Source organism: Olivibacter sp. XZL3 (genome assembly GCF_004368405.1).
GTDB lineage: Bacteria > Bacteroidota > Bacteroidia > Sphingobacteriales > Sphingobacteriaceae > Olivibacter.
Genome location: NZ_SBJH01000055.1, coordinates 17,289 through 32,438, shown reverse-complemented (window position 1 = coordinate 32,438; position 15,150 = coordinate 17,289). Strand labels below are relative to the sequence as shown.

The 15,150-nt window shown below is 44.2% G+C and carries 11 protein-coding genes; 2 read left to right on the top strand and 9 right to left on the bottom strand.

What is annotated here, in order from left to right; translation table 11 throughout:
• Nucleotides 1-36: 36 nt before the first annotated feature.
• Together ligA and dapA are read left to right on the top strand one after the other, a co-directional pair.
• Nucleotides 37-2,055 carry an NAD-dependent DNA ligase LigA gene (gene ligA / locus EPX21_RS11670; protein ID WP_134089873.1) on the top strand — a complete coding sequence of 673 codons (2,019 nt, stop codon included), beginning with the start codon at nucleotides 37-39 and terminating at the stop codon, nucleotides 2,053-2,055.
• Between the two features lie 66 nt (nucleotides 2,056-2,121).
• Nucleotides 2,122-3,027 (top strand): 4-hydroxy-tetrahydrodipicolinate synthase, encoded by a 906-nt coding sequence (gene dapA, locus EPX21_RS11665; RefSeq protein WP_134089872.1) that lies wholly within the window; start codon nucleotides 2,122-2,124, stop codon nucleotides 3,025-3,027.
• 88 nt (nucleotides 3,028-3,115) lie between these two features.
• Here dapA and EPX21_RS11660 read toward each other — a convergent pair whose 3' ends face one another.
• The 9 genes from EPX21_RS11660 to mraY form a co-directional block, all read right to left on the bottom strand.
• Nucleotides 3,116-4,357 carry an aminotransferase class I/II-fold pyridoxal phosphate-dependent enzyme gene (locus EPX21_RS11660; protein ID WP_134089871.1) on the bottom strand — a complete coding sequence of 414 codons (1,242 nt, stop codon included), beginning with the start codon at nucleotides 4,355-4,357 and terminating at the stop codon, nucleotides 3,116-3,118.
• 316 nt (nucleotides 4,358-4,673) lie between these two features.
• Nucleotides 4,674-6,383, bottom strand: a complete 1,710-nt coding sequence (gene ftsZ, locus EPX21_RS11655; protein ID WP_134089870.1) for a cell division protein FtsZ — start codon at nucleotides 6,381-6,383, stop codon at nucleotides 4,674-4,676.
• Nucleotides 6,384-6,603: 220 nt separating this feature from the next.
• Nucleotides 6,604-7,938, bottom strand: coding sequence for a cell division protein FtsA (gene ftsA / locus EPX21_RS11650; RefSeq protein WP_134089869.1), 1,335 nt, complete (start codon nucleotides 7,936-7,938; stop codon nucleotides 6,604-6,606).
• Nucleotides 7,939-7,950: 12 nt separating this feature from the next.
• Complete coding sequence (locus tag EPX21_RS11645) at nucleotides 7,951-8,775, bottom strand: cell division protein FtsQ/DivIB (RefSeq protein WP_134089868.1); 825 nt, start codon at nucleotides 8,773-8,775, stop codon at nucleotides 7,951-7,953.
• Nucleotides 8,759-10,123 (bottom strand): UDP-N-acetylmuramate--L-alanine ligase, encoded by a 1,365-nt coding sequence (gene murC / locus EPX21_RS11640; protein WP_134089867.1) that lies wholly within the window; start codon nucleotides 10,121-10,123, stop codon nucleotides 8,759-8,761. Before murC ends, EPX21_RS11645 begins: the two co-directional genes overlap by 17 nt.
• Nucleotides 10,124-10,160: 37 nt before the next feature.
• Nucleotides 10,161-11,267 carry an undecaprenyldiphospho-muramoylpentapeptide beta-N-acetylglucosaminyltransferase gene (gene murG, locus EPX21_RS11635; RefSeq protein WP_134089866.1) on the bottom strand — a complete coding sequence of 369 codons (1,107 nt, stop codon included), beginning with the start codon at nucleotides 11,265-11,267 and terminating at the stop codon, nucleotides 10,161-10,163.
• Between the two features lie 10 nt (nucleotides 11,268-11,277).
• Nucleotides 11,278-12,471, bottom strand: a complete 1,194-nt coding sequence (locus EPX21_RS11630) for an FtsW/RodA/SpoVE family cell cycle protein (RefSeq protein ID WP_134089865.1) — start codon at nucleotides 12,469-12,471, stop codon at nucleotides 11,278-11,280.
• A gap of 32 nt (nucleotides 12,472-12,503) precedes the next feature.
• On the bottom strand, nucleotides 12,504-13,877 hold the full coding sequence (gene murD / locus EPX21_RS11625; protein WP_134089864.1) for a UDP-N-acetylmuramoyl-L-alanine--D-glutamate ligase: 1,374 nt from the start codon (nucleotides 13,875-13,877) through the stop codon (nucleotides 12,504-12,506).
• 3 nt (nucleotides 13,878-13,880) lie between these two features.
• Entirely contained in the window at nucleotides 13,881-15,125 is a 1,245-nt protein-coding gene (gene mraY / locus EPX21_RS11620) for a phospho-N-acetylmuramoyl-pentapeptide-transferase (RefSeq protein ID WP_134089863.1), read from the bottom strand.
• Nucleotides 15,126-15,150 lie beyond the last annotated feature (25 nt).

Here is a 15,150-nt window from a genome sequence, read left to right as displayed (position 1 = left end):
CTACCAACTACTCCCTAAAATTTATTACCTTCGCATATGGAAAAAGGTGACGTCGCAAGCCGTATAGCAGCGCTAACAAAAGAACTGAACGACCATAACTACAAGTATTACGTGCTGGCACAGCCCAGTATATCCGATTTTGATTTTGATCAGAAGCTGGCAGAGCTGGCTGCTTTAGAAAAAGCACACCCCGAATTACTCGACCCCGACTCGCCGACACAGAAAGTAGGTGGAGACATTACGAAGCAATTCAAAACTGTCCGTCACAAATGGCCCATGCTGTCGCTGAGTAATACCTACAACGAAAAGGAGTTAAAAGATTTCGACGAGCGGATCCGCAAAGTACTGGGCGACGACTTCGAATATGTATGCGAACTTAAGTTCGACGGTTTATCAATTAGTTTGACTTACGAACAGGGAGCACTTACAAAAGGCGTCACCAGAGGCGATGGCACACAAGGCGATGAAGTAACTACCAATATAAAAACGATAAAAAGTGTTCCGAACAGACTTAAGTCGGGCACATATCCCGACCTATTTGAAATCCGCGGAGAGGTTTTTATGCATCGCGCAGCCTTTGAGCGCCTTAATAAAGAACGCGTAGAAAACGGCGACATTCCTTACGCGAACCCTCGAAATTTTGCAGCGGGGACAATCAAATTGCAAGACTCGTCAGAAGTGGCTAAACGGCCACTAGATTGCTTTCTTTACTTTCTGTATATGGACGACCGCGATCGCCTGTTCAAAACGCATTGGGACAGCTTACAGGCGGTTAAATCCTGGGGCTTTCATGTCTGTGAACATACCACGTTGTGCAGTACCCTCCCGGAGGTGTTAGCCTTTATTTCATATTGGGAGAACGCTCGCCATAAGCTTTCCTACGACATTGACGGCATTGTTATCAAAGTAAACAACTATGCGCAGCAGCATGAACTCGGTTTCACCGCGAAGTCGCCGCGTTGGGCAATTTCTTATAAATACAAGGCGGAAGAGGCAGAAACCATCCTGCAATCGGTGAGCTATCAGGTAGGACGCACGGGGGCCGTTACGCCCGTTGCCAATCTGCAACCTGTACAGCTGTCGGGAACCACCGTGAAACGGGCCACCCTGCACAACGCCAATGAAATCGCGCGTCTGGACCTTCACGAGCTGGATACGGTGCTGGTAGAGAAAGGCGGAGAGATTATTCCGAAGATCGTCGGCGTGAACAAAGACAAACGTGTACCGGAACCAGTACAGATAGCCTATCCAACCGAGTGCCCTGTGTGCAATACGCCTTTGATCCGTAAAGAAGGGGAGGCTGTACATTATTGTCCCAATGAATTGGGATGCCCGCCGCAGATCGTCGGAAAAATCCAACACTTTATTAGCAGAAAAGCGATGGATATTGCCGGTATGGGAAATGAAACGGTAGAAGTTCTTTACAAAAAAGGACTTCTAACACAAGTCGGTGACTTATACCATTTACATCGCCATCAAAGCGAGTTAGAGCAAATCGAGCGTTTTGGTGAGCGTTCTATTCAGAATATGCTCCAGGGCATCGAAAAATCGAAAGAGCAACCCTTTCAAAAGGTTTTATTTGGCCTCGGTATCCGGTATGTCGGTGAAACTATCGCCAAAAAACTAGCAAACAGCTTTAAGAACATTGACAATTTAATTCAGGCATCTACCGAAGATATAGCCGCCGTAGAAGAAATCGGCGAAAGGATTGCCCAAAGCGTTAAAGAATATCTTTCCAACCCGCTTCACCTGCAGCAGATTTCCGTCTTAAAGAATGAACAATTGCAGTTTGCGATCGTAGAAGAAGAGTTGCAATTGACCAGCAGCAAACTAGCGGATAAATCTTTCGTTATATCAGGCGTTTTCGAGCATTATAGCCGAGAAGAATTGAGTAAACTCATCGTTGAAAATGGAGGCAAGCTGTTGAGTGGCATCAGTGCCAAACTGAATTATTTGGTAGCCGGCGACAAAATGGGACCTTCAAAACTAGCGAAAGCGCAAAAACTTAATATCGCTATCATATCAGAGGACGAGTTAATAAAAATGATTCAGTAGCTTTGCAAGATCTATTTCATGCGAATTTAAATAAAGAGATTAATAAACAAAACGTAAAAAAGGAAAATGAATAGCCTATATGGTGCCGGCGTGGCATTAGTGACCCCATTCAACAGCGATGGGAGTATCGACTTTGACGGATTAGCCAATTTGATTGAGTATCAAATAGACGGCGGTATGGATTACCTGGTCAGTATGGGTACCACCGGAGAAGTAGCTACTTTAACAAAGGAAGAAAAGAAACGCATTTTAGATTTCACGGCAGAGCGAGTCGCAGGTCGTGTACCCTTGATTGCCGGCTTTGGCGGCAACAATACAGCCGAATTGGTACTGCAAATAAAGGAATTTAAAAACCCTGCATACCAAGCAATTTTATCGGTAAGCCCCTACTATAATAAACCCACTCAAGAAGGAATCTATCAGCACTATAAAGCGATAGCCGAAGCAACCGAGCTTCCTATTATCCTGTATAACGTACCAGGCCGTACGGGAAGCATGATATCCGTTGATACCATCATCCGTTTAGCCAACGATTTCAAGCATATTATCGGCGTCAAAGAGGCCTCGGCCAATTTTGAACACTTTACCCGAATCATGGCAAACAAACCGGAGGGCTTCCTATTGATCTCGGGAGACGATGCGCTCACCTTGCCCATGATGTCTTTGGGAGCCGTAGGTGTTATTACCGTAGTTGGGAACGCATTTCCGAAACAAACGCAACAGCTCGTGAACTATTGCAACAAGTGGCACTACGAAGAAGCGCGCAAACTACATTACGAGCTGTTAAATATCGACGATCTCTGCTTCATTGAAGGAAATCCCGCAGGCGTAAAGCAAATGCTTCAGGAACTCGGTGTTTGCAAAAATTATGTGCGGCTTCCGTTGGTAAATGTTAGCGATGAAACGAAAGTCAAAATAGCCCGCGCCGTTAACGATCTCCAAGCGAAAACCAAAGCTACTGAGTCCGATTAACGCCTTCTTATTTATCAGAAGAACAAAACATCAACAAAAAAGCCCCCAAGTTGGAGGCTTTTTTGTTGTATATGGCTGCTGGTTTCAGCTAGGCGGGTACTACCTGCTGTTCTTTATAATAGCCGTTATTTAGTTTTTCCGAAATTTCAGAAAACGCAAAAATTGTCCGTTTCACATCTTCCGAGGTGTGCTTTGCGGTTGGGATCAATCTCAACTCAATCTGCCCTTTTGGAATTACCGGATAAACAACAATCGAACAAAAGATGCCATAATTCTCCCTTAAGTCCATCGTTAAGGCCGTCGCCTCTGATAAGTCTCCCTTCAAAAAGACAGGAGTAACCATCGTATTCGTATGGCCGATATCAAAGCCATTATCCCTTAATCCGTTCTGTAAAGACAGCGCCACTTCCCATAGTTTCTCGCGCAGACCTGGCTCGTTTTTCAATAACTCCAACCGCTTTTGAAGCCCTACGACCATTGGCATAGGCAAGGATTTCGCAAAGGTTTGAGATCGCATGTTATAGCGTAGGAACGTAACGATCTCCTCTTTTGCCGCAACAAAAGCACCAATACCAGCCATTGACTTAGCGAAAGTACCAAAATAGATATCCACACCATCGATACAGTTTTGTGCTTCGTGTGTACCGGCTCCAGTTGGCCCCATTGTTCCAAAACCATGGGCATCATCTACCAACAATCTGAAATCAAACTGCTCTTTTAGTACGTTGATCTCCTTTAACTTGCCTTGGGCACCCGACATACCGAAAACGCCTTCTGTAATAACTAATATCGCGCCTCCCGTCTGTTCGACGATCTTCGTTGCCCGTTCCAACTGTTTCTTACAACTTCCTACGTCGTTATGCTGATAAACATAGCGCTTACCCATGTGCAACCTGACTCCGTCGATGATGCATGCATGAGACTCCGCGTCGTACACGATGACGTCGTTGCGATCTACCAAGGCATCTATAATGGAAACCATCCCTTGGTAGCCATAATTCAAAAGAAAAGCATCTTCCTTTCCTACAAATGCTGCAAGGTCCTGTTCTAACCGCTCGTGTTGATTAGAGTTCCCAGACATCATCCTTGCGCCCATAGGATACGCCATACCGTAAAGCTTCGCCGCCTCTGCATCTGTGGCACGAACTTCGGGATGATTTGCCAACCCTAGGTAATTGTTTAGACTCCAAACCAAGTGGTCTTTTCCTCTAAACTTCATGTGCGGGCCAATTTCACCTTCCAATTTCGGAAAGGAAAAGTAACCATGCGACCACTTGTGATGTTGTCCAATTGGACCTAAATTTTTTGATATTTTATCGAATAAATCCAAAGTAAATACGTTTAATTTAATTAATACCTCTCAAAACCACAAATCCAACTTAGGTCTTTTGTAGAAAACAAATTGAAATATGCCCGTTCAAATTTACGCTACACGGGTGTATCACTGCTGTTCTGATTTCCTAAAAGCCACAATACGTGGTTATTAAATTCGTCTACAAAGATAAAATTTCACGCCAGAATTATCAACTTTCTAATGAACCATCTTCAAAATGGGTATAAAAACTTCTCTTTTATGCATTTTTTAAACAAAAAGGCCAGAAGGAGCGCGCACCCCTTCCGGCCTTTCTAATGTGGTTTATCGTATCTTAGTCAACATTATCGTGAAGAAAAGAGTTATTAGGTCTTATTTCCGTCACCCCGTCTTCAGAAGATAGTGTAAATCTTGACACCTGCGATTCAGAGGAGTGTGGCACCTGATCTAATGAACGTTGCTTCCTTCTGTATGCCGGCTCATTTTCTATTTCCTGCAAACCATTGGTGGAACGTAACTTCATGCTCAGATCTTTTAAACGAAGGATTCGTTCTTTAGTCTTTCTTAGCTGTTCTTCAATACTTTCATCCGTTTTATATTCGTCTGCCTGTTGCTTTGCTACAGGTGTACTTTCGGCATTCGGTGCTTCGTTTAAATTAAGCGTCTCTGGAGCGCTGTATTCTTTGGGTTCCGGTTCCGATGGCAATTGTTGGCTATCGTTTGCTTCGCTGGTAAAAAAGAACTCACTTTCTGCCACTTTAAGCTGATATTCATCCGACGGTTTTGCCTTCTCAACCTCCGGCTCCTCTTCCATTAAGGTATGCCGAATAATCTCTTCCTTTTTTGGAGCAACCGCTTTATTCTCTACCTGATTTTGATTTGAAGGCCTGCTGAACCCGCTGAACAAATCAACCTGCGGCATAGCCGTTGGTTGCACCTTTACCTGCACAGGTTCCGCCGGAGCTTTTTCCGGCTCCTCCTCTTTCTGTTTATTAATAATCTGGTTAACGGGCCTTACCAAGGGGATTTTCTCCTCTTCGAGCGGAATAGCAATACGCTTATTGTTTTCCTCCTGCTTCCGCTCCTCGGTGGTTTGGAAACCGGTTGCAATGATCGTTACAGACAGGTCGTTATCTAAAGACTCATCCAAACAATTGCCCCAGATAATCTCTGCTGTAAAGCCAGCTCTTTCCTGAATATAGTCGGTAATCACTGAAATCTCGTCCATGGTAACCTCTTGTGTTCCTGAAGAGATGTTCAACAAAATATAACGAGCGCCTTCAATTTCGCTATCTTTTAACAAGGGAGACGCCAAGGCACCTTCAACAGCCTTTTGTGCACGATCTTCACCGTTCGCTTTCGCGTTACCCATAATCGCCACGCCGCTATCATTCATTACCGTACGAACGTCTTTAAAGTCCACGTTAATGTAACCCGGAATGGTAATAATTTCGGCGATACCTTTGGCTGCCGTTGTCAAAATATCGTCCGCTTTAGCAAAGGCCGAACTCATGGTCAAGTTACCGAATATTTCTCTTAAGCGATCGTTGGATATTACGAGGTAAGAATCTACATATTTTCTCAATTCTCCCAATCCCTCTTCCGCTTGGCTTCTGCGTCTTTTTCCTTCAAAAGCGAAAGGAGTCGTAACAATGGCAACGGTTAAGATGCCAATCTCCCGTGCAGCCTTTGCAATAACAGGACTCGCCCCGGTACCGGTTCCTCCACCCATCCCGGCCGTGATAAACAGCATCTTCGTGTTGGCACCCAGCATGCGCTTGATGTCCTCGATACTCTCTATCGCCGAATTCTCCCCTACGTCCGGATCCGAACCTGCACCCATTCCTTCCGTTAAACTAGCCCCTAACTGCACCTTGTTCGGGATAGGACTTAACTCTAATGCTTGTGCATCGGTATTGCAAATGATAAAGTCCACACCGCTAATACCCTGTCTGTACATGTGGTTAACCGCATTGCCACCACCTCCGCCAACACCTATTACCTTTATAATAGATGATTGTTCTTTAAGCATTTCAAATTTCATACGTGTATAATTTGTTCCTTAAAGGCTCTATGAAATATTTTATTCCCTGCTCCTTTTCAACTTTGTAAAAGTATGCGGCCCCGTGCTATCTTAATCTGCTCTTTATGAGCGCTATCCCAACCGAGCCTGCACACAACTTTCGCATTGTAATATTAATACTTTTTCCACAATTGTTTTCCACATTTGTTTATAATGTGGAAAAAAAACAAAGTGTTGAAAACTATTTAATATAGTCAGTATCCTCTATTTTGCTGTCGTCACTGATGTAACGTATTATCTTATCCAGGAAGCCGAAAGTCTTTTTTCCCTCCTCGGCAATACCCTTCACTGCCTGACTTTTTATTGGATGATCCACCTCATTGTATTCGGCCGATTCGATTCCTTTAATAAGCAATCCAATACCGGTCGCGTAAAGCGGGCTCTTCAATTCGTCATACGTATTCTTCGGAAGCACCTCGTTTTTGGACAGGTGCTCGTTAGGCATACCAATGCGACACTCTAAACCGGTTACGTACTCGACCAACTGAACCAAATGCTTTAGTTGAGCACCACCGCCTGTAATGACGATTCCGCCGATAAGCTTACGTTCATAGCCCGATGACTTAATCTCATAATAAACATGTTCGATAATCTCTTCCATTCGTGCCTGAATAATATAAGCCAGGTTTTTCACAGAAATCTCTTTATGCTCCCTGCCACGCAAACCGGGTACACAGATAATTTCGTTTTCGCGGTTCTCCTCTGCCAGAGCCGATCCAAACCTCACTTTTAATAATTCAGCCTGATTTCGAAGCACCGAACAGCCTTGTTTGATGTCTTCCGTCACTATGTTGCCTCCCAACGGAATGACCGCAGTATGCCGAATAATACCTTCATGGAAGATAGCCACATCCGTGGTTCCACCACCGATATCCACTAAAACGACGCCGGCGTCCTTTTCTTCCGGACTAAGCACCGCTTCTGAGGAAGCGAGAGGTTCCAGTATCAGCTCCTGCGCTTCCAAGCTTGCATATTCAACACAACGTTTTATGTTTCGCACCGCACTGACATGTCCGGAAATAATGTGAAAATTAGCCTCCATCCGACGCCCAGCCATCCCTATTGGGTCTTTTATACCAGGCTCATTATCGATGGTAAACTCTTGAGGCAGCACATGGATAATCTCCTCGCCCGGAGGCAGTACCAACTTATACATATCCTCCACCAACTTTTCGATATCTTTTCTACCGATTTCATTGTCGTCTTTGCGTGTTAAAATACCGCGATGTTGTAAGCTTTTAATATGTTGGCCAGCAATACCGACATTTACAACTTTAATATCAACGTTAGATTGCGCACTCGCCTCCTCCACTGCTTTCACGATACTGGTTACCGTTTTTTGGATATTAGCGACTACTCCACGGCTCACCCCCAGCGATTCGGCTTTTCCAATGCCTAATACCTCTATTTTATTATGTTCGCTCCTTCGACCTACCGTTACGCAGATCTTTGTGGTACCAATATCTAGACCAACAACTATAGGAGCGTCCTTCGGATTAGTAGTTCGTTTTTCCATGTCTAATGCGTGTTAAATATGCTGTTTATTACTTTTTTCTTTTTGTATGATACTGTCTGCCTTTTCGCAAACGATTTGATTCACAAACTTTAAATTGACGGCCTTATAGGTTCCCCATCCTGCCTTTGGAACAATTTGCTTATAAAAGACCATCAGTCTGTTAAATTTATCTGCCAATGAATCTGCATTCCCTAAAATAATCCGCTGGTTTCCTACCCGAGGTACAATTTCAATGTCCTGCTCCTCGTTTACGTATAGCTGTTCTACTTGGCTGTTCCATAAAGAATCTGTACCTAAAAATACCGCCACCTTGTACAGATCTTTCACCAAGGTATTGTGTACCGTATCCCGTGAACCTTCAAAACGTTCTAAAATGTTTCCGTTGGCCACAATGATATGTGGCGCGTACAACCTTGACGTGGGAAACTTTATCCGCTCTTTATCTATATAAAAGTCGTTCCCGACATTATTTATAACGCGCATAACGGCTTCTCGTTGTTCAATCTTAACGTGCACCGTCCCATCCATTTCCGTAAAAACCCGCACATCTCTTATAAAAGGGTTCTCTTTCAGCTTATTTTCCAGGTCGTGTATCGGCACCTGCTTAACAAGGTGACCAACAAGCGGCCCGTCTTGCTGCTCAATGATACCGTACACCTCTTCTTGAGAAACGAAAGCTTGTGAACCGGGCACGATGATCTTAACGCCTTTGCAGGCCATTCCTGTCTTCTTCGTATTAATAAAGCCCATTAACACGAAAAAGCCGGCTAAGCTCAGCGCCCAGGTCAATAAATAGGCGACACGGCGCCAATTAATTGTTTTAACGCGATCCAACATTCGTCAACCTTTCTTTTATGGGGTTCACCAATAAATCTATATTACCCGCGCCCACCGTAAGCAGCACTTCCGGACGCTCCTTCTTCACATAAGCCAAGATCTCTTCTGCCGACAATTTATATTTCTTTTTCAAAGCCACCTTGCTCAGGAGCCAGTCGGAGGTCACCCCGGTTATCGGTTGCTCCCGCGCAGGATATATGTCCATCAAAATCAACACATCGGCCATGCCCAGCACCTCCGCAAAGTCGTTGATAAAATCTCTTGTTCGCGTAAACAGGTGAGGCTGAAATATGCAGGTAATTTCTTTCTCACCATAAAGTTCCTTCATGGCCGATAAACAAGCCTTTAGCTCCTCGGGATGATGCGCGTAGTCATCGACATAAACAACGTCATTGCTATTCACAATGTATTCAAAGCGTCTTTTAACCCCTTTAAAGGAAGCCAATGCCGTTTTTATCAGCAAATCGTCAATACCTAATAATTTCGCAGCCGTGATCGCTGCAACCGCATTTTCAATGTTGTGCTTCCCCGCGATTCCCATTTTGATATCCGAAATGGTACTGTGGCGACCTACATAATCAAAATAAAAGGATCGATCTCTTATTTGAACATCCGTTGCGTAAGCGTCGACCGGCACTTCAACGGCATAGCGTATATCGGCCAGCAATTTCAAGCCCGCTTTTACGATACGTTTGCCATTAGGCGACACCTGACCGATAAAGAGCTGAAACGATTCCAGCACCTGTTCTGCATTGCCATATATGTCCAAATGATCCGCATCGGTAGCCGTTACGATAGCAATATCCGGATGCAAGGTTAGAAACGACCGATCAAACTCATCCGCTTCTACAACCAGCAAGTCGGTATCCGCAAGCAGCAGGTTCGTATCATAATTGGCAGCGATCCCTCCGAGGAAAGCCGAACAAGGACGGCTGCAACTCGTTAAAATATGCGCAATCATACTACTTGTAGTCGTTTTCCCGTGCGTACCGGCCACCGCAATGGTAAAATGAGCCTCACTTATTTTCCCGAGAACTTCTGACCGTTTAAACAAGCGATAGCCTAAGGCCTTGAAAAACGTTAAAATATTCAAATCTGCCGGAACCGCTGGCGTATAAATGACTAAACTACTGGATGGGTCTTCAGCAAAACCGGCAGGAATCAACTCCGTTTTATCCGTGTAAAACACTGCCATCCCTTCACTACACAGCTGCCTTGTTAGTGAAGTTTCGGTTTTATCGTAGCCAGACACGCGCATTCCCTTATGATGAAAATAACGGGCAAGGGCACTCATACCAATACCACCTATACCGATTAAGAATACCTGCTTAACGTTTGTCAATACCATAAATCCAAAGATCAATCTTTATATAGCAGCACCTCGCTTAGGGAATAAGCTTTAACACTTCCCGAGCGATTACTTCATCTGCATCCATTTTTGCTAATTGTTTAATGTGCGCAGCGAGCACTTTACATTGCTCTCTGTCTTTTATCAGCGCAATCAATTCGTCCATTAATGTTTCCCGGGCTTGGTGGTCTTCCACCATAAGCGCCGCATGTTTCTTAATCAGGGCCAAAGCATTTTTTGTCTGATGATCTTCCGCCACATTTGGCGATGGAACCAAAATCACGGGTTTCCCCACAGCACATAATTCGGCGATGGTTCCTGCCCCGGCACGGGCAACAATCACATCCGCCGCCGCATAGGCCAGATCCATACGATGCAAAAATGGCTTTAAACACACATCCTCCATTCCCACTTCTTGCAATAAAACCTGAAGCTGTTCATAATAATAGCTTCCACACTGCCAAATAACCTGCAGATTCGCCGCGCGCATTTTTTGCAGCCCAGCCAGTATGCTATCATTTAAGGTTTTAGCCCCTAAGCTTCCGCCCGTCACTAAAATCGTCTTCTTATCATGATCCAGGCCCAGCAATGCTTTCGCCTCGAACTCTTTACCTTGTATATCTACCGCATCGCGCCGAATAGGATTTCCGGTAACCAGCAATTTCTCCTTAGGAAAAAAGCGATCCATCCCTTCAAAGGCAACACTGATTTTCGCCGCCTTTCCCCCAAGCTTTTTATTCGTTATCCCCGCATAGGAATTCTGCTCTTGTATTAGGTATGGAATACCCAACCTTCCAGCAGCATGCAATAATGGCCCTGAAGCATAACCGCCGACTCCAACTACCGCATCTGGACGAAAATTTTTGATAATCGTGCGGGCCCGCTGTACACTTTTCCACAACTTAAAGGGTAGCAATATATTCTTAAGTAACGACTTTCTATTGATACCCTGAATATCCAGACCGATAATCTTATAGCCAGCCGCAGGAACCTTATCCATCTCCATTCTACCATTGGCACCAACGAACAAAATCTCAATCTTGGGTTCCAGACGTTTCAACGCATTAGCGATTGCGATCGCAGGGAAGATATGTCCGCCTGTGCCGCCGCCACTAATGATTACACGTTTTGTCTTATTTTCCATACCCTTGAATTTAAACCATTGCAGGAATCTCTCCAACAATTACCTTATCATTTACTTTTTTCGTGCCAACTTCCCTTTCCTTGTCTTTCGATTTGAGCTCGTCGATATTCCGACTGACGCTCAAGATGATGCCAAAGGCAACACTAGTGAATAAGATAGAGGTTCCGCCCATACTCACTAAAGGCAGCGGAACGCCCGTTACCGGCCCCAGGCCGACCGCAACCGCCATGTTTCCAAACGCCTGTATCGTTAAACTGAAGCCGAGTCCGGCTGCCAGCAAAGCGCCGAAAGCTTTCGGACTTTGTGTCACAATACGAATACATCGGTACATAAAAACAAGGTACAAAATGGCTAGCACCACTCCTCCCACGGCGCCATATTCTTCAATAATAATTGCGAAAATGAAATCCGAATAAGGGTGCGGCAGCACATTACGTTGTGTGCTATTCCCCGGGCCTTTTCCAAAAAGGCCGCCGGTAGCAATAGCTATCTTAGCTTGATTAGCCTGAAACTCCTTGTCGGGATCCGGCTGCCCTTCGCCTAAAAAGGTGCTGATACGCGACACATAAGTTTGCCGCCGGGGTCCTAAAAGCACTACCAAAGTCAGCAAAAACACACCGGCAACACTCACATAAGCAATCTGCTTAATACTGATCCGCCCGATAATAAGTAGCAAAATACTCACGGCAAAAAGCATGATAGCGGTCGACATGTTTGCGATAGCAATCAAAATGATTACCACACATACGGAACCCATTATCGGCACAAAAGCGCGCTTTACATCCTTTATGTTCTCCTGTTTTCTCGTTAACATCCTAGCCAAAAAGGTAATCAGCGCCAATTTAGCCATATCAGAAGTTTGAAATGTCTGATTAATAACCGGTATGGTAACCCACCTATTTGCGTCGTTCACCGATTCAGTAAACAAAAGCGTATACAGCAAGAGTGGAATGGTAATAATCATCAGGATTTTCGAAATCCCTGCATAATATCGATAGTCCAGCAGATGTGAAAAGTACATCAAGATAAGCCCCGCGAAAATGAGCGTAAAGTGCTTTATCAGGTAGGTTTCGGTTCCTCGGCCTTCCTTATAAGCCAAGGTACCCGTAGAGCTATAAACAGCCAATAAAGACCAAACAGATAACAGTATAACAATTATCCAAATCCATTTATCTCCTTTGAGTTTGTTGAATATACGCTCCATAGTTCCGCTATTAATGAAGAAGTCGGGTTTAATTAAAGCTCCCTTACTGCCGCTTTAAACTGATCGCCTCTATCTTCGTAATTTTTAAAAAGGTCAAAGCTTGCACACGCAGGCGATAATAACACGGTATCTCCTTTCTGCGCAATATGATAAGCAATCTGCACGGCCTCGCTCATGGTCTGGGTGTTTACAATTACCTCGGTATCCTCTTCGAACGCATTATGAATATTACGGTTATCTTTACCCAAGCAAACGATTCCCCGCACTTTACTCTGTACCAGCTCCCGAAGCATACTATAATCATTACCCTTATCTACTCCGCCCATGATAAGCACAATCTTTCCGGGCAAACTTTCCAATGCATACCATACGGAGTTCACATTAGTTGCTTTCGAATCGTTTATAAATTCGATCCCCGAAATCTTGGTTACATGTTCTAAACGATGCGGAATATTCACAAAGTCGCCCATGCTCTCCCGAATAGATTCATTCCGCAACTCCCATACTTTGGCAACAATCCCGGAAGCCATATTATTGTACACGTTGTGTTTTCCCTGTAATGCTAAATCGTTGATAGACATGATAAATTTTTCCTGATTAGGTAATGTTATAATTATTTCTTTCTGTTCATTCACATAGGCGCCATACTGCACCTCCTCGGTTAAGCTAAAGGGGTACTTGGTTGCCGTAATTTCTTTGCCTGCCAGCGCCTTGACCGTCTCCGGATCATCCTTACAATAAATAAAAACGTCATCGACATGTTGATTTCTCGTTATTCTAAACTTGGAATTGACATAATTTTCCATGTTATAGTCATAGCGATCCAAGTGGTCGGGCGTTATATTAAGCAACACCGCTATATCCGCCCGAAAGTTATACATGTCATCCAACATAAAGCTGCTGACTTCAAGCACATATACGTCATATTCTTCAGTAGCCACCTGCAGGGCAAAACTTTTTCCAATATTTCCGGCCAGTCCAACATTTAAGCCCGCCTTTTTCATAATATGATAGGTAAGCATTGTGGTGGTCGACTTACCGTTTGACCCCGTTATGCAGACGGTTTTCGCATTTGTATAGCGTCCGGCAAATTCGATCTCCCCGATAACCGGAACACCCTGTTCCTTAAGTGCCTTCACCGCCGGTGCCTTTTCCGGTATACCCGGACTTTTGATAACCAAATCGGCCGCTAAAATCTTTTCAATTGAATGCTCGCTTTCTTCGTAGGGTATGCCCCAATCCTGTAATCCTTTTTTATATATGTCTCTGATAGCAGATCCATCAGACACAAACACATCAAAGCCCTGTTTTACGCCTAAAACAGCCGCTCCCACACCGCTTTCACCTGCCCCTAAGACAACAAGTCGCGGCTTTTTATGAAGTGTATTCGTATCTGTGTTCTTCATTTATTATCTCACCTTTAATGTGACGATGGTAATAACCGCCAAAATAATCCCCACAATCCAAAAACGCGTCACAATTTTGGACTCATGGTAACCCTTTTTTTGATAGTGATGATGCAAAGGCGACATCAAAAAGATACGTCGTCCTTCCCCAAATTTTTTCTTGGTATATTTAAAATAAGACACCTGCATGATTACCGAAACAAGCTCAATCAAGAAAATGCCGCAAAGCACCGGAATAAGTAGTTCCTTGCGGATCATGATGGCAAAAGCCGCGATGATTCCGCCAATGGCTAAGCTGCCCGTGTCGCCCATAAAAACCTGCGCGGGATACGAGTTATACCATAAAAAGCCGACGCAGGCCCCCACAAAAGCTCCGGCAAACACTACCAATTCGCCCGAGTTAGGGATATACATGATGTTTAAGTAATCGGCAAAAATACTGTTACCGGACACATAGGCTAAAATGGCGAGTGTGACTCCAATAATAGCTGAAGTCCCCGTAGCGAGGCCATCTATGCCATCGGTAATATTCGCACCGTTTGACACCGCGGTAATAATAAACACTACGAAAGCCAGAAAAACAAAAAACACATATTTCCCATCCGGCACACCGAAAACACTCAATACCTTTCCATAATCGAACTCATTATTCTTATAAAAAGGGATATTGGTTTTGGAAGACTTCACTTCTACGTTGTAGTAACTTTTCGTACCGTCAAAATTTTGCTGGATTTCTATATTTTCTCCTTTAACAGGCCCATTCACCTTTTGTCTGCTTACAATAGATGGATGATAATACATCGTCCAGGCAATAATAATTCCTAAACCGACCTGACCTACGACTTTGAATTTACCCGCCAATCCTTCTTTATTTTTACGGAAAACCTTTATATAGTCGTCAATAAAACCAACCGCTCCCATCCAAACGGTAGCAATAATCATGAGCACTACGTAAATATTCTCGAGCTTAGCAAACAGCAAAGTAGGCAATAAAATTCCTGCTATAATAATCAGCCCGCCCATTGTAGGCGTGCCCTGCTTTTGCGTCTCTCCTTCTAAGCCCAAACTGCGCACGGTTTCACCGACCTGCTTTTTACGCAACAGCCCAATTAAGCGTCCGCCATAGACGGTAGTAATAACAAGCGACAATATAACCGTCATACCAAAACGAAAGGAGATGTACTGAAACACTCCAGCGCCAGGCAGGTTAAAATGATTATGTAAGTATGTAAATAAATAATACAGCATTCCTTTGGTTATCTTGTCTTTGTTA